This is a genomic window from Cupriavidus sp. OV096 (genome assembly GCF_900115455.1).
GTDB lineage: Bacteria > Pseudomonadota > Gammaproteobacteria > Burkholderiales > Burkholderiaceae > Cupriavidus.
Window position 1 is genome coordinate 405,135 of the sequence record NZ_FOWM01000006.1, and the last position, 18,921, is coordinate 424,055.

General features: G+C 66.5%; 19 protein-coding genes. 14 read left to right on the forward strand and 5 right to left on the reverse strand.

Annotated elements, in window-relative coordinates; all coding sequences use genetic code 11:
* Positions 1-42: 42 nt before the first annotated feature.
* Positions 43-1,581, reverse strand: coding sequence for a hypothetical protein (locus tag BM115_RS16735; protein WP_092296077.1), 1,539 nt, complete (start codon positions 1,579-1,581; stop codon positions 43-45).
* A gap of 331 nt (positions 1,582-1,912) precedes the next feature.
* Here BM115_RS16735 and BM115_RS16740 point away from each other — a divergent pair, with 331 nt between their 5' ends.
* From BM115_RS16740 to BM115_RS27310, 7 genes are all read left to right on the forward strand, one after another.
* Complete coding sequence (locus tag BM115_RS16740) at positions 1,913-2,839, forward strand: ornithine cyclodeaminase family protein (RefSeq protein ID WP_092296080.1); 927 nt, start codon at positions 1,913-1,915, stop codon at positions 2,837-2,839.
* Positions 2,840-2,984: 145 nt separating this feature from the next.
* On the forward strand, positions 2,985-3,704 hold the full coding sequence (locus BM115_RS16745; protein ID WP_092296083.1) for a TenA family transcriptional regulator: 720 nt from the start codon (positions 2,985-2,987) through the stop codon (positions 3,702-3,704).
* 64 nt (positions 3,705-3,768) lie between these two features.
* A complete protein-coding gene (locus BM115_RS16750) occupies positions 3,769-5,217 on the forward strand; it encodes an aldehyde dehydrogenase family protein (RefSeq protein ID WP_092296086.1) in 1,449 nt (482 codons plus the stop codon).
* A gap of 32 nt (positions 5,218-5,249) precedes the next feature.
* Positions 5,250-5,729 (forward strand): GlcG/HbpS family heme-binding protein, encoded by a 480-nt coding sequence (locus BM115_RS16755; protein WP_092296089.1) that lies wholly within the window; start codon positions 5,250-5,252, stop codon positions 5,727-5,729.
* A 12-nt stretch (positions 5,730-5,741) separates the two neighbouring features.
* Positions 5,742-6,764, forward strand: a complete 1,023-nt coding sequence (locus tag BM115_RS16760) for a 2Fe-2S iron-sulfur cluster-binding protein (protein ID WP_092296092.1) — start codon at positions 5,742-5,744, stop codon at positions 6,762-6,764.
* A gap of 132 nt (positions 6,765-6,896) precedes the next feature.
* Complete coding sequence (locus BM115_RS16765) at positions 6,897-7,634, forward strand: GntR family transcriptional regulator (RefSeq protein WP_092296094.1); 738 nt, start codon at positions 6,897-6,899, stop codon at positions 7,632-7,634.
* Between the two features lie 162 nt (positions 7,635-7,796).
* Positions 7,797-7,973, forward strand: a complete 177-nt coding sequence (locus tag BM115_RS27310) for a hypothetical protein (RefSeq protein ID WP_177219928.1) — start codon at positions 7,797-7,799, stop codon at positions 7,971-7,973.
* 66 nt (positions 7,974-8,039) lie between these two features.
* On the opposite strand, the gene BM115_RS16770 is transcribed toward BM115_RS27310, so the two are convergent.
* Complete coding sequence (locus tag BM115_RS16770) at positions 8,040-8,885, reverse strand: phytanoyl-CoA dioxygenase family protein (protein WP_092296097.1); 846 nt, start codon at positions 8,883-8,885, stop codon at positions 8,040-8,042.
* Positions 8,886-9,110: 225 nt separating this feature from the next.
* Between BM115_RS16770 and BM115_RS16775 the strand changes: the two genes are divergently transcribed.
* The 5 genes from BM115_RS16775 (at position 9,111) to BM115_RS16795 (ending at position 15,187) form a co-directional block, all read left to right on the forward strand.
* Positions 9,111-10,034, forward strand: a complete 924-nt coding sequence (locus BM115_RS16775) for an AAA family ATPase (protein ID WP_092296100.1) — start codon at positions 9,111-9,113, stop codon at positions 10,032-10,034.
* A gap of 13 nt (positions 10,035-10,047) precedes the next feature.
* Positions 10,048-11,025 carry a DUF58 domain-containing protein gene (locus tag BM115_RS16780; RefSeq protein ID WP_092296103.1) on the forward strand — a complete coding sequence of 326 codons (978 nt, stop codon included), beginning with the start codon at positions 10,048-10,050 and terminating at the stop codon, positions 11,023-11,025.
* Positions 11,022-13,025, forward strand: coding sequence for a transglutaminase TgpA family protein (locus BM115_RS16785; RefSeq protein WP_092296106.1), 2,004 nt, complete (start codon positions 11,022-11,024; stop codon positions 13,023-13,025). Before BM115_RS16780 ends, BM115_RS16785 begins: the two co-directional genes overlap by 4 nt.
* An 81-nt stretch (positions 13,026-13,106) precedes the next feature.
* On the forward strand, positions 13,107-13,604 hold the full coding sequence (locus BM115_RS16790; protein ID WP_092296108.1) for a MarR family winged helix-turn-helix transcriptional regulator: 498 nt from the start codon (positions 13,107-13,109) through the stop codon (positions 13,602-13,604).
* A gap of 92 nt (positions 13,605-13,696) precedes the next feature.
* Positions 13,697-15,187, forward strand: coding sequence for an MFS transporter (locus BM115_RS16795; protein ID WP_092296256.1), 1,491 nt, complete (start codon positions 13,697-13,699; stop codon positions 15,185-15,187).
* 60 nt (positions 15,188-15,247) lie between these two features.
* Here BM115_RS16795 and BM115_RS16800 read toward each other — a convergent pair whose 3' ends face one another.
* Both BM115_RS16800 and BM115_RS16805 read right to left on the reverse strand, forming a co-directional pair.
* Positions 15,248-15,574, reverse strand: coding sequence for a hypothetical protein (locus tag BM115_RS16800; protein WP_092296112.1), 327 nt, complete (start codon positions 15,572-15,574; stop codon positions 15,248-15,250).
* 224 nt (positions 15,575-15,798) lie between these two features.
* Entirely contained in the window at positions 15,799-17,268 is a 1,470-nt protein-coding gene (locus tag BM115_RS16805) for a DegQ family serine endoprotease (protein ID WP_092296115.1), read from the reverse strand.
* Positions 17,269-17,452: 184 nt separating this feature from the next.
* Here BM115_RS16805 and BM115_RS16810 point away from each other — a divergent pair, with 184 nt between their 5' ends.
* Positions 17,453-17,923, forward strand: coding sequence for a MarR family winged helix-turn-helix transcriptional regulator (locus tag BM115_RS16810; RefSeq protein ID WP_092296118.1), 471 nt, complete (start codon positions 17,453-17,455; stop codon positions 17,921-17,923).
* Positions 17,924-17,984: 61 nt separating this feature from the next.
* Positions 17,985-18,407 carry an organic hydroperoxide resistance protein gene (locus tag BM115_RS16815; RefSeq protein ID WP_092296121.1) on the forward strand — a complete coding sequence of 141 codons (423 nt, stop codon included), beginning with the start codon at positions 17,985-17,987 and terminating at the stop codon, positions 18,405-18,407.
* Positions 18,408-18,479: 72 nt separating this feature from the next.
* Here BM115_RS16815 and BM115_RS16820 read toward each other — a convergent pair whose 3' ends face one another.
* Entirely contained in the window at positions 18,480-18,782 is a 303-nt protein-coding gene (locus BM115_RS16820; protein ID WP_092296124.1) for a GIY-YIG nuclease family protein, read from the reverse strand.
* Positions 18,783-18,921: the final 139 nt, after the last annotated feature.

An 18,921-nucleotide genomic window follows, 5' to 3' on the forward strand; every position in this document is an offset into this window, starting at 1 on the left:
TTGGTGACTTCGCTGAAATCGAAAAAAAGGAAGCGCCCGGCGTCAGTGCCAGAGCAGCATCGCGCAGATCGTGGAGACGAACAGCCCGGCCAGCACGGGCAGCAGCAACGCCCGCACTGCATCGAGCACCGGCACGCGCGCAAACCCGGCCACGGCGATCAGGGAGGACCAGGCGATCAGCGTGCCGCCGCCGGTCCAGACCGCGCCCATCTGACCCACTGCGGCCAGCGTGGCCGAGTCGAAGCCGACTACCGGACCCAGCGCGCCGGCCAGCGTGCCGGTCAGCGGCAGGCCGGCGAAGCCGGAGCCATCGATGCCGGTGATCATGCCCACCAACAGCACGCCGAATGCCACGAACACGTGGTTGTCCGGAATCATGTGCTGGTACGCCTGGATCAGCTCGAACAGCAGGCTGGGCGCCTTGCCGGCGTCCACGCCCAGGATCTGCGCGGCGGTCTCGCCGGCGCCCACGAAGAAGAAGCCGGCAATCGGCAGCACCGAGCCCATCGCCTTGAACGCGAACACGAAGCCATCGGTGATGTGCTCCGGGCAGACATCGAGCATCTTGCGCGGCCCTTCGGCGGCCAGCGTGGCCAGCATCATCAACAGCGCGGCCACGCCGCCCACCAGTGCCGCTGCCGCGCCGCCCTTGAGATCCGGCATGCCGGCGGCCAGCTTGGGCGCCACCATCAGCGAGACCACGCAGATAAACGCCACCGGCGTGAGCACCGCGAAGAACTTCGACCACTTGATGCGGCGCTTGGCCACCATCGCCAGGCTCTGTTCGATATTGGCGTCCGTGACGAGCGGCTCCGGGTGCGACGTGCCGCGCGCAATCTCCGCCTTGTCGAAGGTGCCGGTGGCTTCCATGGCCGTGTCCACGCCCGTGGCGCGGGCCTGCCAGCGGTCCAGCAGCGCGCCGTTGGCCGGCACGATGTGACGGCGCATCGACAGATAAGCCAGCGTCAGCGCGATGGTGCCGGTGATGATCGACAGGATCAGCGCCCGGTCCGCCACCACGGCCGCGCTGACCGCTGCGCCCGCCGCCTTGGCGCTGATGCCTGGCGCCACACCAATCACGTAGTCCGACGAGAGCGCCATGCCCTGCCCGGCGATGGCGATGGCCATGGCGCCGGCCAGCGGCGGCAGCCCGGCGGCGATGGCCGCGGGCAGCAGGATGGCCGACACCAGCGGCACGGCCGGCGTGGGCCAGAAGAACAGCGAAATCACATAGGTGATGCCCGCCAGGATGAAGTAGGCGCTATGCCCGTTCTTCATGACGAGGCGGAACGGCTCCACCATGCGGATATCGGATCGCAACGATTTCAGCGCATTGAGCAGCGCCGTCATGAAGGCGATCACCAGGAAGATATTGAACAGCTCCTTCGCCGCGACGAGGCTGGCCCCAAAGATGCCCCCCAACGCGCTGACCGGATTGCCCGTGATGGCCAGGATCACGAGGAAGGTGCCGACGATAGACGGCACGACAACGTTGGCCCGCAGGATCATCGTCAAGACGATGACTGCGACACCTAGCAAATACACCCAATGTGCCAGGCCGATTTCTACGGTTTGTTGCATGAGGCTCCCCTGATCCTGATCTTGGGGCCCTTGTGGGGGCGGATGAATAAGACCTGCCGTCGACCTCTTGGCTGCGTGCAGCGCTGGGCGTCGATCTAATTTGTATACTATATCCCGTTGACGCTTCCGAACAAGCGAAACCTGCACGGCTTGGGGTAATCCCCCAATGCGGTGCGGAAAGCCGCATCAGTGCACGGTTTCAGCGCACCAAGCACCACTCTGGAAGGCACGCCCCGGGAAAATATCGATGCATCAACGCTAGCAATTTTTCCGGCCATGTGTAGACTGTATACCGAATCGAGCCACAAACAGCCCTGAGCCCCCATCGACCATGCTCCATATCACCGACGAACTGATCGACCGACACGTGACGGCCCAGGACGCCCAGCAGGCCATGCTGGCGGCCTTCCAGAGTTTTGGACGCGGCGAGGCCGCGATGCAGGAACGGATCCGGACAGAGGCGGGTGGTGTGAAGCTTTCCACGCTTGGCGCGGTGATTCCGGAGCAGGAGGTGGCGGGGGCCAAGGTATATACGACGATCGCAGGACAGTTCTCATTTGTCATCCTGCTGTTTTCAACCGTTGACGGCCGGCCGCTGGCTTCGTTCGACGCCGGCGCGATCACGCGGCTGCGCACGGCGGCCTGCACGGTACTGGCCGCGCAGCGGCTGGCCCGGCCCGAGAGCGCCACGCTTGCGCTGTTCGGCGCCGGCACGCAGGGTGTGCAGCATGCGGCGCAATTGTCCGCCGCGCTGCCGCTGCGCCGCGTGCTGGTGGTCGATCCTTATGCCGACGCGGGCCTGCCCCACCGGCTCGCCGCACAGTGCGGCATTCCCGTGACCTTTGCCGATCCGGCCGTGGCCGCCGCGCAGGCCGACATCATCGTCACTGCCTCGCGCTCGACCACACCGCTGTTCTCCGGCGAACTGATCCAGCCGGGCACCTTCATCGCCGCCATCGGATCGAGCCTGCCGCATACCCGCGAACTCGACGACACCGCGCTGTCCCGCGCCGCCACCGTGGTGGTGGAGTGGCGGCCGCAGTCGCTGCGCGAGGCCGGCGACCTGGTGCTCGCCGACAAGGCGGTGCTGCCCGACAGCAAGATCGTGGAACTGGCCGATGTTCTGCTGGGCAAGGCGGGGCGCCGCCACGCCGACGACATCGTGATCTACAAGTCGGTCGGCGTCGGTCTGGAGGACATCGCCCTGGCTGGTGTCGCCTATCGACGGATTACCGAAGCGGAGGCTGGAAAAGCCTGACGCGTGCTGCGCCCGGTCAGCTCTTTGTCGCCCAAATTCGATTGCAGAAAGTATACAAATTTCATCCTGATTCAAACCCGCCGCAGATAAGACGTCTCTCACGTCGCGGCTCACAACCACCCCTCGTCAAAACAGGAGCCCCCAAATGGCCGAACTGATGAACCGTGAAGATTTCCGCGCCGCCCTCGAGAACGCAATCAAGGGCAAGAGCGCCAACCAGGCACCCTTCAGCAAGGCATGGGCTGGCGGCACGCTGTCGCGCGACCACCTCGCCCGCTGGGCCGAGAACCACTATCACTACGTGGGCCCGTTCGCCGACTACCTCGCCTATATCTATGCCCGCACGCCGGACCACATGACCGAGGCCAAGGACTTCCTGCTGGCCAATATGTACGAGGAAGAGATTGGCGGCGACCGCCACACCGACCTGCTGATCCGCTTTGCCGAAGCCTGCGGCACCACCCGCGAGCGCGTGGTGGATGCGGACAACATGTCGCCGACCACGCGCGGCCTGCAAAGCTGGTGCTACGCCGTGGCCATGCGCGAAGACCCGGTGGTGGCCGTGGCCGGCCTGGTCGTGGGCCTGGAGTCGCAGGTGCCGTCGATCTACCGCAAGCAGACCCCCACGCTGCGCGAGAAGTACGGCTTCACGGACGAGGAAGTCGAATTCTTCGACCTGCACATCGTCTCCGACGAGATCCACGGCGAACGCGGCTATCAGATCGTGCTCGAGCACGCCAATACGCCGGAATTGCAGCAGCGTTGCCTGAAGATCTGCGAGGTTGGCGCCCAGATGCGACTGCTGTACACCACCGCGCTCTATTACGACTACGTGGACGGCACGCGCGAGACCGTGGCCGCCTGAGCGGCCCCGCATCTGCCCGGCCCCCGTGCCGGGCGCCCCGCCCCCGTTCGCAAAGGCCACAGTCATGACCGAGACGTACCGCAACTACATCGACGGCGAATGGTGCGACAGCGCCAGCGGCCGCACCACCGACAACCTCAACCCCGCCGACACGCGCGACATCGTGAGCCGGCACGCCGCCTCGGACGCGCGTGACGCCGCCGCCGCCGTGGCCGCCGCCTCGGCCGCCTTCGACAGCTGGAAAAAGACCCCCATCGGCAAGCGCGCGAAAATTCTCAACGATGCCGCCGCGCATCTGGAAGCCAACGCCGACGCCATCGCCGCCGAGCTGACCCGCGAGGAAGGCAAGGCGCTGTCGCTGGCGCGCGACGAAGTCATGCGCTCCGCCCAGACGCTGCGTTTCTACGCCGTGGAAGGACAGACCTACGGCGGTGAGACGTATCCCAACGATGACCCGGACATGCTGGTCTACAGCCAGCGCGAGCCGCTGGGCGTGGTGACGGTAATCTCGCCGTGGAACTTCCCGGTGTCGATTCCGGCCCGCAAGATCGCGCCGGCGCTGATCACCGGCAACACGGTGGTCTTCAAACCCTCGTCGGACGCGCCGCTCTCCGGCTACCGACTGGCCGAAGCCTTCGTCAAGGCGGGCATTCCGAAGGGCGTGCTTAATTTCGTGACCGGCAGCGCCGCCGAGGTGGGCCCGACCATCGTCGAATCGCGCGCGGTACGGGCCGTGTCCTTCACCGGCTCCACGGCAGCGGGCGAGCAGATCCACAAGTCCGTGCCGATGACCACGCGCACGCAGATGGAGTTGGGCGGTAAGAATCCTCTGATCGTGATGGAGGACGCCGACCTCGACAAGGCCGTGGACCTGGCCATCAAGGGCGGCCTGTCGCTGTCCGGCCAGGCCTGCACGGGCACCAGCCGCATCCTCGTGATGCGCGAGGTGAAGCAGGCATTCACCGACAAGCTCGTGGCCAAGGTCAAGACGCTGAAGATCGGCAGCGGCATGGCCACCGGCATGGATCTTGGCCCGCTCGCCACGCGCAAGCAACTGGAAACCGTGCTCGGCTACATCGCCGCCGGCAAGGCTGAAGCCACGCTGCTGTGCGGTGGCGAAGCGCTGACGGATGGCGATTTCTCGCACGGTTACTACGTCTCGCCGGCCGTGTTCACCGATGTCACGCCGACCATGCGCATCGCCCGCGAGGAAATCTTCGGCCCGGTGCTCGCCATCCTCGAAGTGGGCAGCTACGCCGAGGCCATCGCCGTTGCCAATGACTCCGAGTACGGCCTGTCCGCGGCCATCGCCACGCGCAATCCGCGCTATATGCACGATTTTGCGCATGACATCGAGTCCGGAACGGTGAAGATCAACCGCACCACCACCGGCAACCTCGTCAACGCGCCGTTCGGCGGGCTGAAGCGGTCGAGCACCTCCACGTTCCGGGAATCGGGCCGCGCGGGGCTCGAGTTCTACACCCAGATCAAGACCATCTATCGCGGCTGCTAAGCGGCGACTACCCGGCTATTAAGGATTTCACGATGAAAAAGGCAATCAAGCTCGAACTGCGGGAAGCCCGCCACATGGTGGCGGCGGCGGTAAAGAAGGCCGAGGAAATCGGCGTGCTGGAGTCCATCTGCATCGTCGATGAGGGCGGCTATCCGCTGCTGCTCGAACGCATGGACGGCGCCCGCATCACCGGCCCGCAGATCGCCTGGAACAAGGCATTCACGGCGGCCGGCCACAAGCGTTCCACACACCTGTTCAATACGGCGCCCAACGGCCCCGCGCTGCCCGGCAACGAGGCGTTCGGCATCCAGTGGAGCTTCGAAGGCAAGTTCGCGGTGTTCGTCGGCGGCTACCCGGTGGTGGTCAACGGCGAGGTGGTCGGCGGCGTGGGCCTGTCCGGCGGCAACGGCGAGCAGGACACCGCGTGCGGCGTGGCCGCGCTGGAAGCATTGCGCGACCTGCTGGCCGGCGAGGACCTGACCGTGCTGGCGCAGGCCGACATCAAGAAGTAAGCAGGAGCGGTCATGTCCCACGGTACCCATCCCCTCTATCGCATCGAGATTGCCGAGACGCAGCAGTCGTTCACGGCGCAGCCCGGCGAGTCCGTGCTCGATGCCGCGCTGCGCACGGGCGTCAGCCTGGCCCACGAATGCACGTTCGGCGGATGCGGCACCTGCCGCGTGCGCGTGGTGGAAGGATCGGTCAGTTATGAAGAATTTCCGATGGGACTGACCGAGGACGAGGACGCCGCCGGCTTCGCCCTGGCCTGCCAGGCGCGGCCCACGGCCGACCTCGTCATCAGCACCGCGCGCGGCCGGGAGCCGGCCGTGCCGGCACGCCGCGCGTCAGCCATCGTACAGGCGGTGACGCCGCTCGCCGCCGACGTGCTGCACCTGCGCATGGCCCTGCCCGACGACACGCCGCTGGCCTTCGCGCCGGGCCAGTACATGAAGATTCTGCTAGACGACGGGAGCCACCGCAGCTTCTCGATGGCGTCCGCCCCGCGCGGCAACGAGGTGGACTTCCACGTGCGCCGCATTGCCGGCGGTCGCTTCACAGCGGGGCAACTGCCGCGCCTGCAACCGGGCGACCGGCTCGACGTGGAAGTGCCGCTCGGCAACTTCGCACTGCGCAAGGAGGACTACCGCCCGCTGCTGATGGTAGCCACCGGCACCGGTATCGCGCCCATCAAGAGCATGCTGGAGTCCCTGATGGATGACCCGGATTGCCCGCCGGTGTGGCTCTACTGGGGCATGCGGTCCGCATCGGACCTCTACCTCGACAACGAGATCCGCGCCTGGGGCGATCGGCTTTACGATTTCCAGTACGTGCCGGTGCTGTCCCGCGCGGACGCGGACTGGCAGGGCCGGCGCGGCTATGTGCACGAAGCCGTGGCGGCGGACCTGGGCGACCTGTCCGAGCATGCGATTTATCTCTGCGGCTCGCCGAACATGATCCACGATGCAAAGCAGTTGTTCACCGGACTCGGCGCGCAGGTCCCGTTCCTGTATGCCGACGGGTTCACTTTTCAGCATCCGACGATGTAGTGGAATGTCTGGTCGCAAAGGTTGACGGTATACAATAGTGGCATTCACGCCGGGCCCATGCATCCCAATGGGCCGGTGCTTCAACGCTCAAGTTTCTTGCGCGATCCACGATTTCCACGGCCGATCCCGACCATGAACGACGCCACCACCAGTGCCTTCAGCCCGAATCCGGACACCCCGGCTGCCAGCCTGGGCGCCCAGCATTCCCCGCTCTTCGCGCTTGTGACCGATACGTTGCGGCAGCGCATCCTCGACGGCCAGTACGATCCCGGCGAGCGGCTGGTGGAGAACACGCTGTCGCTGGAGCTGGGCGTGTCCCGCATTCCGGTGCGCGAGGCGCTGCGCGCGCTGGCGGCGGAAGGGCTGGTCAAGATCGAGCCGCGCCGTGGGGCATCGGTGGCGCGTCTGTCGCCCAATATCGCCCGCGAAATGGTCGAGGTGCGCGCCACCCTCGAAGGTCTCAACGCCAAGCTCGCGGCACAACGCCGCGACCCCGCGCTGATCCTGGAAATCGAGAAGGTTCTCAAGGAAGGCAACGACGCCGTGAACAGCGGCCAGACCGAGCGCTTCGTCGAACTCAACTCCAAGTTCCACGAACTGCTCGGTAATATCGCCGCCAACAGCGTGCTGCAGGACATGATGCGTTCGCTGCGTGAGCGCACCGGGCTGCTGTTCGCGCCGGCCAACCTGAGCCGCGCGCGCCTGAACTGGGACGAGCATGCCCAGATTCTCCAGGCCGTGATTGCCGGCGATGCCGACCTTGCCGCGCTGCTGGCCACGCGCCATGTGTTCAGCGCGGCGAAAGCTGTCGAAAACATGAACGGCACCCCGGCAAACGCGCCGGTCGATACGCCTGACAAGGGCGCGTAATCTCCGCCGCCTGACCTCGACACCACATTCCGGCCACATTCCGGTGCACGGACGCCCGCCCTCGCACGGGCGTCTGCGCATGGCATTCCCCGTTCGCACCAGCAAATGGCGCGCCGCACCATCGCGGTGTATACTGTAGGCTGTTGTTAACCACAATAGGGAATGACCATCATGCAATACCCGGATGCTTCGTACCTCAGCCGTCCGGTCGGCGAGCAACTCCGCAAGCACTTTGCCCGCCGCGATGCGGTTCGGCACGCCACCCCGCTGCTGCCCGTCCGTCTGGCCGATCTGTTTGCCCTGTTCCGTTCGGGCACGACTCGCGGCAACGCCGCCTGACGCGCACCACGCGCGCCAATGAAAAAGCCGCCATCAGGCGGCTTTTGTGTTTCTGGGAAGGGACGTCTACAAGGCGGCCGGCGGCAGCTCCACGCTGCCGAACTCGGCGGACCGCGTGCCGGCCAGCGGCCGGTTGCTCGCACCGAAGTAAGCGAACGCTACCGACAGCTTGACCGTCTCGGCGTCATTCCGGCCCGCCGCGTGGAACAGGCGGCTGTCGAACATCAGCACGTCGCCGCGATGCAGCGTCAGGGGCATCGCCCCTTTCAGCAGGCTCTGGCTATTGGGATGCGCCTCGATGAGAAACTCGGCCGGATCGAGCTGCTCCGGCGCCAGCTTGGCCTGATGCGAACCCGGAATCACACGCAAGACGCCGTTTCGCTCGTCTTCATCGCCCAACGCCAGCCAAACCGTGACCAGCTCGGGCTTTACGAACGACCAGTAGCGTGTATCGCGATGCCAGCCAGTCTGGCTGCCGAAATGCGGATGCTTGGTCATCACGCAGTTATGGTGCGCCAGCGTCAGGCGGGCGGGCTCGCCCAGCAGCGCCTCCACCGTGGCCACCACGTGCGGATCGCTGGCCCAGCGGCGGAATACCTCGTCACGGCCATAGGCCTGGCGCAGCCGGCGTACCGTACCGCCCCCTTCGGCCTTGCGCGAGGTGGGCGCGCCGGGATAGCCGAGATCGGCCTCGAACTCCACCGGCGGCACGGCGGCGGCCAGATGCTTGCGGGTCATGTCCTCCAGCGCGGCGCACATGGCCTCGCTGGCAAAGCGGCGCAGCACGATGTAGCCGCCCGCGTGGAATTCACGCGCCAGGCTGGCCAGACCGGCCTGGTCGGCCAGGGGCGCGGAAGAGTCGAAATCGAGGGAAGCCGAGGCGCCTGAGGCGCGGTGTTGCGAGGCAGTCATCGTGGAGGGATGAGACCATTCTGAAAGTGGCAAGGCGCCAACAGATCGATGATGCCAGAAGCAGCGAGATCCGGCGCGGGCTGGCGGGCGATACCGCCCATTTCGCATGAGACAACAGGACATCTGTCGCCCTGAAAGCGTGCGGCAGCCCACTGTCCGATGCGACCCCGACGCCGCTACAATGGCCGCACTCTGCACCCGCAGCCACGTCACCGGAGGCAACTCGTGACCGCCCGACCCAGGATCGTTGCCTCGCTCGCCGAGGCGCAAACCCAGCTAGGCCGCATCGTGCTGGGCAAGCCGCGCCAGGTGCGCCTTGCCTTGGCCTGCATGCTGGCCGGCGGCCACCTGCTGCTGGAGGACGTGCCGGGCGTGGGCAAGACCACGCTCGCGCATGCGCTGGCCCAGACGCTGGGCCTGCAATACCAGCGGGTGCAGTTCACGAGCGATCTGCTGCCGGCCGATCTGGTCGGCGTGTCAGTCTTCCTGCGCGAGGCCAGCGAGTTCCGTTTCCATCGCGGCCCGATCTTCGCCCAGCTGGTGCTCGCCGACGAGATCAACCGCGCGCCCCCGAAAACCCAGAGCGCACTGCTGGAAGCCATGGCCGAGCGGCAGGTGACCCACGACGGCACCACGCACGCGCTGCCGGCGCCGTTCTTCGTCATCGCCACGCAAAACCCGCTCGAGCAGATCGGCACGCATGCGCTGCCCGAGTCGCAACTCGACCGCTTCACGATGCGGATTTCGCTCGGCTACCCCGATCCGGCCTTCGAGCGGGTGCTGTACCTCGGCGGTGCCGCCGATCAGCGCCCCGTTGCCGTGATGGACGCCGAGCAGGTGATGGCGCTGCAGGCCGCCGCCGCCAAGGTCTACGCGAGCCCCGCGCTGGTGGACTACGTGCTGGCGCTGGTGCAGGCCACCCGCGCGGAACCGGGTTTCGTCGCCGGCCTGTCGCCGCGTGCGGGGCTGGCGCTGCTGGCCTGCGCACGGGCGTGGGCGCTGCTGGAGCAGCGCGAGATGGTGGTTCCCGAGGACGTGCAGGCCGTGTTTGCGGCAGTGGCGGGGCATCGGCTGCTGCCGTCCGGCCATGGCGTGGGCCAGGGCGCCGGGGTGCTCGACCGCCTGCTGTCCAACGTCGCCATTCCCTGATTTCCGTCCCGCCATGCGGCAAGCCTCCGCCACCGCGCATCGTCCGCTGACCGCCTGGCTGCATCGGCAGCATGGGCCGGTCAATGGCGTGGTGACGTTCGATCGGCGCCATCTCTATATCCTGCCCACGCGCAGCGGGGCCGGCTTTGGCGTGCTGCTCGTGGCGATGCTGCTGACCTCGCTGAATTACAACATCAGCCTCGGCTTCGCGCTCACGTTCCTGCTCGCCGGCATCGGCATGGCGTGCATGTGGATGGCCTATCGCAATCTGCTGGAACTGGCGGTGTCCACGGGTGCCGCCTCGCCGGCCTTCGTGGGCGATGTGGCGGTCTTCGCACTGAACGTGGACAACGCCGACCCAGCCGCCCGCATCGGCCTGGAGGCCCGCACGCCGCAATCCGAAACCGCCACGCTGACCATTGATGGCGACAGCCGGGGCACCTTGCCGCTCCGCGTGCCGGCCACCGCGCGCGGGCGCATGAAGCTGCCGCGCGTCACGTTTTCCAGCCGCTTTCCGTTCGGCCTGTTTCGCGTGTGGAGCTATGCGGACCTGTCGCTGGTGGCCTTCGTCTATCCGGCGCCCGAGCCGAACGCCCCGCCGCTGCCGCAGGTGGCCCGCCCGGACGACGCCGAGGACGGCACGCTATCCGTCGCGTCGGACGATGGCATCGACCAGTTGCGCCGCTATCGCACCGGCGACCCGCTGCACCGCATCGCCTGGAAGCACAGCGCCCGCACGGGCCGCATGCTGAGCCGCACCGGCACCACGCCGCGCCAGCCCGGTTGCTGGCTCGACTGGGATGCGCTGCCGCCGGGCATGGACACCGAGGCCCGGCTATCGCGGCTGTGCGCGTGGGTGCTGGCCGCCGGCGACGAGTTCGAGGTCGGCCTGCGCCTGCCCGGCGTGGCGTTGCCGCCCGCCCAGGGTGCCGCCCATCGCCGCGCCTGCCTGGAAGCGCTGGCCGTGTGGCCGGAGCGGCGCGCGTCATGACCCGGCACGAAGTTCGCCCGCTCGGGCATCAGGAACACGGGATGCTGATGGGCCAGCTCGCGCTGGTGCTGGCGCCGCAGGCGCGCTCGCTGCCGGTGTCGGTCAGCCTGCTGCTGCTGGTGCTGCTGGCCTGGCGCTGGCTGCTCTGGCGCCAGCGCGCACCGCTGCCATCGAAGCTGATGCTCGGCGTATCGGCCGTGCTGGTACTGGTGACCGCCGCCGCGCTCGTATGGCAATCGGGCGGCAGCCTCGGGCGCGAACTCTGCGTGGCGCTGCTGGGCGCCTTCGTCATCCTCAAGCTGCTGGAAACCAAGGCGCTATCCGATGCCACGTTGGTCACCCAACTATCCTTCTACCTGCTGCTGACGCTCTACCTCGCCGACCAGCCGTTCTGGCTGGCGATCTACAGCATGGCGATCGGCGCATGGATCCTGCGCAACTGGCTGCTGCTCCACCATCCGGAAGCGCGCGGGCGGCTGGCGATCTGGCCGCTGCTTGGCCGCATGGCGCTGATCGGCCTGCCGTGGGCGCTGTTCCTGTTCGTGCTGTTTCCTCGGCTCGACCATCCGCTGTGGCGGCTGCCGCAGTCGGAGCCGGTGGGCCGCACCGGTATTTCGGACACGATGAAACCCGGCAGCGTCGGCGAGCTGATCCGCTCGCCCGAGGTGGCGTTCCGCGCCGATATCATCGGCGATCCCTTGCCCGCCAGTGCGCTGTACTGGCGCGCGCTGGTGCTCTGGAACTATGACGGACTGGCGTGGCGGCCCGCCGATGGGTCGATGCGGCCCACGCGCCCGGCCACCGGGCTGCGCGACGATGACGGCGACGACGCCACGCCACCGCCCTCGGGCGTGCGCGCGTACAACGTTACGCTGGAGCCAAGCCAGCAGGCCTGGCTGTACCTGCTCGACCGGGGCGTTGCGGTGTCCGGCAGCCTCGACGCCCGCGTTTCCGCCGACGATGAGTTTTTCGCCCGCGCACCGGTGGACCGGCCGCTGCGCTACCGGGGCCACTCGACACTGACGGGAACGCCCCAACCCCTGTCGCGGCGCACACTTGCGCTGTCGCTCGCGCTGCCGGACGGCAATCCGCGCAGCCGCGAACTCGCAGCCGGCTGGATGGCGCAGTATCCGGACCCGTGGCAGCGCGTGCAGGCCGCGTTGCGGCTCTTCGCCGCGGCGCCCTTCGCCTACACGCTCTCCCCGCCGCCGCTCGGCAAGCAGCAGGTGGACAGCTTCCTGTTCGATACCCGCCGTGGCTTCTGCGAGCACTACGCCAGCAGCTTCGTGTTCCTGATGCGCGCCGCCGGCGTGCCCGCGCGCGCCGTGATGGGCTATCAGGGCGGCGAGTACAACCCGATGGGCCGGCACTACATCATCCGGCAATCGGACGCCCACGCCTGGGCCGAGGTGTGGATCGCCGGGCGCGGATGGGTGCGCGTGGACCCGACCAGCGCCGTGGCGCCGAGCCGTGTGGAAGAAGGCGTGGACGCCGCCCTGAGCGGCGACGAGGCTGAGGCGCTACGCGCCTTGCGCGGCCCGGCATGGTTGCGGGACCTGCGCCTGGGCCTCGACGGACTGACCTATACGTGGCAGCGCTGGGTGCTCCAGTACGACCGCGCGCAACAGGGCCGGCTGCTGCAGAAACTTGGCATGGATGGCCAATTGCCAGCGTTGCTGGCGGGCGGACTGGCAACGCTGAGCCTCGTCGCGCTGTTGCCGCTCTGGCTACGGCAACGGCGGCTCGATCCGCTCCAGTCGCTCTATGCCCGCTTCTGCACCTTGCTGGCGCGTCATGGCTGCGCGCGCGGGGCTTCGGAAGGGCCGGCCGATTTCGCCATGCGCGCCGCCGAGGCGCTGCCGGGCGCCGCCACCGCCTTGCAGGCATTCACGCGCGACTACATCGCGCTGCGCTACGGTACGCCGGACGCCGCAGGCAGGTTGCAAGCGATGGCGCGCATGCGCAGGGCGCTGACGCTCGTGCGGCGGCAGGTGCGCTAGCCGTCCCGCGCACCATCGACCGGTTGCCATTCCCGCATCTCGCGCATATAGTTACGTTCGTAACTATATCGGATGTAACAAATGCCGTTCGAACAGCGTATCACCCGGTTTTGCGCGGAATATCCGGAAGCCCCGCGCGATCTCATGCTCGCCTCCCGCCTGCTGCTCCGTTCCGCCAGATTGCTCCGACATCACATCGAGCGAGCACTGGCGCCGCACACGCTCGACATGGGCCAGTACCTGGTCATGAGCCTGCTGGTCGCCGATGGCGGACAGCCGACCATGCCGTCGGAACTTGGCGTCGCCATCGACGCCACGCGCACCCAGATGACGCGCCTGATCGACGGCCTGGAGGCACGCGGCCTGGTGCAGCGCAAGACCTCGACACAGGATCGGCGCAGCCTGGAACTGACGCTGACGGCGGAAGGCCGGGCGTTGCTGGAGCGCGCCGCGCCCGCCGTGCATGCCGCCTATGGCGAGGCCTGGGCGCCGCTGGGCAAGGACCGGCTGGCCGACGTGACGCGCGACCTTGCGCAGTTGCACCAGAATCTCGCGGCGCTCGACGCGCAGCGGTCGTGAACCTGCCCGCCCCCCAGGGCAAGGGCGCCGGCGCCCGCTGGCCCGGCGCGCTGAGTCGCCTGTTGAGCCGACCGCAGCGCCAGACGTTGCTGATGATGTTGCTCGCGCTGGCCACCGGCGTGGAGTTCCTCGAGAACATCATGTTCGTGTTCGCGTCCAGCCATATCGTCGGCGGCATCGATGCGGACCCGCGCAGCTTTGCGCTGGTGCAGGCCGCCTATGCCGTGGGCAGCATGCTGATGATTCTCAAGCAGCAGTGGCTGGCGCAGCGGTTCGGCTATCGCTATTACCTGACAGGGTCGTTGCTGCTGTTCATGGCCGGCACGCTCGGCGCGGCCACCAGCACCGGCCTCGCGCAGATGGTGGCCGCCCGTTTCGTGCAAGGCGTGGGCGGCGGCGCGCTGTTCACCAGCTGCCGGATTCTCGTGAACCTGATGTTCGGCCCGGCTGATCGGCCGCGCGCCACGCGTATCTTCATGCTGGGGATCTTCGGCGCCTCGGCGCTCGGGCCGGCGTTCGCGGCAGAGCTGGTCGAGCGCGGGGTCTGGCAGGATGTGTTCTATGGCGTGCTGCCGTTCGCGGCGCTGGCCACGCTCGGCGCCTGGCTGCTGCTGCCCGACGCCGAACCCCGCGAAGATGTGGGCGGCCCGGCGCTCGGTCCGCTGCTGCTGTTCGGCGTGGCCATCGTGGCGCTCCAGGCGTCCCTGACCGAAGCGCGCTTCGACCTCTTCTCGCATCCCGCCCGCGTAGCCTTGGTCGCCGCGCTTGCCCTGGCGCTGCTCGCCGGCTTCCTGTGGCACCAGTGGCACCACGCCACGCCGGTGCTGCGACTGCGTGCGCTGCGCCATCCCGTCTACCTCACGGGGCTGGCCATGTATTTCGTCTACTACATGATCAGCAACCTGAGCGGCTACGTGTTCCCGATCTACGCCGAACAGGCGCTGCGCTTCCCGCTGGCCACCACAGGCTGGCTCAACACGCTGGCCGCCACCATCAGCCTCGCCGGCATCTGGTGCTATCTGCGCGTGGCGCGGCACCTCACGCACAAGAAGCCGGTCATGGTGGCGGGCCTGTTGCTGATGGCGGGCGCGATGGCGTGGTTTTCGATCATGCCACCCGATGTCGGACCGGTCGCGCTGCTGCCCGGGCTGGTGGGCAAGGGGCTGTTCGGCGTGATGGTCATCATCCCGATTGCTGGACTGACGTTCCGCTCGCTGGCCGACGACGATGACTTTGCCCACGGCTACCGCAGCAAGAACCTGATGCGGCAGATTGCCAGCTCGTTCGCGTCGGCGCTCGGCGCCGTGCTGCTGCAGAACCGGCAGTTCGCGGTGCATACCAGCTTGACCAATGCCATCGGGCAACGTCCCGCTGAGGCGGCGCAGTGGTTGGAGTCGGCACAGAAGGCGCTGATGGCGCGCGGCTTCGATACGGGGCAGGCGCACGTGGGCGCGCTGGCGCAGTTGGCGACAATTGCCGATCAACAGGCGCGGCTAATTGCCTGCGAGGATCTCTATCGATTGATTGCCGTGCTCGCGCTGGTGGCGGCTATCGGCATGTTCGCGCAGCGTCGGCTGGACTAGCGCCCAGACTGGGGACGGCGCGTTGAGGATACGACTAGGGGCGGGAGGCGTGTCCGCCCGTCAGAACAGCGACAGCTGGCGCATGCCGAAGCCGATGGTTTCTTCCACGCGGGCACGCGCATGGGCCAGGGAGCCCTCTGCGCCGGAGTAGTTGCCGGCCGCCCAGCGGTAGACCACGGGGAGTTCGCCGCGATCGGAAAGGTGGACCTCACCGAGCTTGTCGCCGCGTTCGCTACGGTAAAAATGAGAACGGTAGCCGCGCTCCCAGTGTGGAGCGGCTTCCTTCTTGCGGCGACGCGGGGTCGTCGGCTTGGTGGTGGCAGGCGTCAAGCGCCGCGTTCGGTCGGTACCCGGCGAGATGGGGGCGCGGGTGAAATCCAACTGCATAGACTTCCTTGTTCTGTCGATTCAGCAAGAACCAGACGTGGCGGCCATGGCCACCACGCGCTTCATGCATCGCAGTCGAGATCATACCTGCTCAAACGCGTTTTTGGGATGTTTTATCGCCCTGAATGCGGCCTCTGGCAAGGGTTTGCGGGCCGTATACCCGTTTACGGTATACGGCCTGTATACGTAAACCGGGCACCGTAAACCCGGTTTTTCGGACCCGGTTAGCCGAGGTCGAGGGGGATGAAAATCCGGGCGTCGTCGCGTTGCACGAGCAGCGCCACCTGCTTGCCGGACTTCGACACCAGGGCCCGAAGTTGCTCTGCTGAACTGATCGGCGTGCCGTTCAGCGACAGGATGACATCGCCCGGCTGAATGCCCACGCGCGCGGCCGGTCCGGCCACGTTCTCCACGACCAGCCCGCCGTCGATGCCGCTGTCACGCTTCTCGGCCGGCGTAAGCGGGCGCACCGCGAGGCCAAGCTTGCCGCCGGTATCGCCGCCATTCGTCTTCTGCGCCACGGCGCCTTCCTGGGCCGTGCCCACCTTGACGGTCAGCGTCAGCGGCTCGCCCTTGCGGATGACCTTGAGCTGGGTCTGCGTGCCGGGCTTCATGTCCGCGACGTGCTCGGGCAGATCGCCCGAATGGTCGATGACGTCGTCGCCCAGCTGCACGATCACGTCGCCTGCCTTCAGGCCGGAGCGGGCAGCGGGGCTGTCCGGCTCGATCGCATTGACCAGCGCGCCTGCCGGCTTGGGTAGGTTGAAGGACTGGGCCAGCGCCTGGTTGACCTCCTGCACCGAGATGCCGAGACGGCCGCGCGTGACCTTGCCATGCGCCACCAGTTGCTCCTGCACCTTCGTCGCCACGTTGATCGGAATCGCAAACGACAGGCCCTGGTAGCCGCCGGTCTGGCTATAGATCTGCGAGTTGATGCCGATCACTTCGCCCCGCTGGTTGAACAGCGGGCCACCGGAATTGCCGGGGTTCACCGCCACATCGGTCTGGATGAAGGGCACGTAGGTGTCGTCCGGCAGCGAGCGGGACTTGGCGCTGACGATGCCGGCGGTGACCGTGTTCTCGAAACCGTAGGGCGAGCCGATGGCCAGCACGGGCTCGCCGACGCGGATCTTCGACGGATCGCCAAGGCGCACGGTGGGCAAGTCCTTCGCATCGATGCGAATCACGGCGATGTCAGTCTGCGGATCGGCGCCCAGCACCTTGGCCTTGAATTCGCGACGATCGGTCAGCTTGACGGTGACTTCCGTGGCGTTATCGACCACGTGAGCATTGGTGAGAATCAGCCCATCCGAGCTGACGATGAAGCCGGAGCCCAGGCCGCGCACAAGCTGCGGCTGGCTGGTTTGCGGACCCTGGAACTGCGGGCCGAAACGCTTGAAGAACTGGAACAGCGGATCGTCGGGGTCGATGCCCTGCGGCGCCTGCGCGGAGGTGCGCTGGGCGCGCGCGGTCACGCTGATGTTCACCACGGCGGGGCCGTACTGGTCGACGATGCCCGAGAAGTCGGCTGGCGTGGCGACGGCGACGGGCGCGCCGGAGGCAGATGCCGTGACGGGCGTCGGCGCGGCGTAGCCGGGGGTGATGGCGTCCTTCTGGAGATAGGCATAACCGCCGGCCAGCGCAACGAGCGCGGCGACACCGACGGCGGAGCGGGCAAAAGTCTGGCGAATCATGGTCTTTCCTTTCTGGTTGGCTTCTTGCGCGGACGCAGGAGTTGCGGCGCGATGGAAGCATCGTAAGCAGCCATCCTTAAACCAGACTTAAAGTTCCGACCTATCTCGCCCGCGTCACCTATCCTCAATAGTCACGATAGAAAATTTATCTTGCACACAATTTAATTGTGTATAAGATAGAGCCATGGCTGACGCAACGAACTCCTCCACTAACGAAGACTGGCTCCGGCTGGATCAACAGCTCTGCTTCGCGCTGTATTCCACCTCGCTGGCAATGACCAAGATCTACAAGCCGATCCTGGGTGAGCTTGGGCTCACTTATCCGCAGTATCTGGTCATGCTGGTGTTATGGGAGACGGACAAGCTGACGGTGTCGGCGCTCGGAGAACGGTTGACGTTGGACTCCGGAACACTGACTCCGCTGCTCAAGCGGCTCGAGGTGGCGGGGTTCGTAGCACGGGCACGCGATGACGAGGATGAGCGACGCGTGCTGGTCAGCCTGACGGATGCCGGCCGGCGCCTGCGCGCATCGGCGGAAGGCGTCCCGGAAAAGATGTTGTGCGCGACGCAGTGCTCGATCGAGGAGATCCAGACATTGACGGCGCGCCTGCATGAGATGCGGACCACGCTGGAGGATGCACGGTCCGACGGTTGATTTGCCGATTTCGGCATGACTTTGAAAACGCCCCCGAGCGGGCATCGCTAGGAGAATGCAAATGAAACTCGAGAAAGTCCTGTACACCGCCCACGCATCCGCAACCGGTGGCCGCGATGGCCGCGCCGTGACGTCCGATAATCAACTGGACGTGAAGCTGGCCGTACCCAAGGAAATGGGCGGCAAGGGCGATGGCCTGAATCCCGAGCAACTGTTCGCAGCCGGCTATTCGGCTTGTTTCCTGGGCGCGATCCGTTTCGTGGCTAGCCAGCAGAAGATCACGGTCTCGCCGGACGCCAAGATCGAAGGCGCCGTCGGCATCGGCCAGATTCCGCAGGGCTTTGGTATCCAGGCCGATCTGAAGATCTCGCTGCCGGGCATGGACAAGGAAGCGGCCCAGAAGCTGGTGGAAGCCGCACACCAGGTCTGCCCGTATTCGAATGCCACCCGCGGCAATATCGAGGTAACGCTCACGGTAGTCTGAGTTTGACTGTAGTTGCGATCACAAACAAAAACGCCGGCAAATTTGCCGGCGTTTTTGTTTTTATGCTTGTTTTTATGCGCTGTCTTCCGTTTCGAGCATCGCGCAGAATGCGCGCTTTTGCACGGCCGACATGCGCTTGGTGGCCAACTCGGCTTTCAACGCTTCTGACTTGTTATCGTAGCGAAGCCATCCAAGCAGGCGCGTAGGTTTGCGGGAGCGTGTGTATTTGGCACCAATCCCCGCAAGGTGCTGGGCATAACGGCGCTGGACGTCAGTGGTAATCCCTGTGTAGATCGAATTGCCTTCGCATTCGAGCAGGTAGAGATACCAGGGCGTTGCCTCGGCACAAGCGAGGTCTTCTTCGTCAGAGGGCATGGCACGCAGATCATAAGCGTTTTCGTCACGAAAATGCCAATCGGAGCCCACAAAGCAAAACCCCCAGCCTTTATGGGGCTGGGGGTTCTGGGTATAAGAGCCTGGCGATGACCTACTTTCACACGGGTAGTCCGCACTA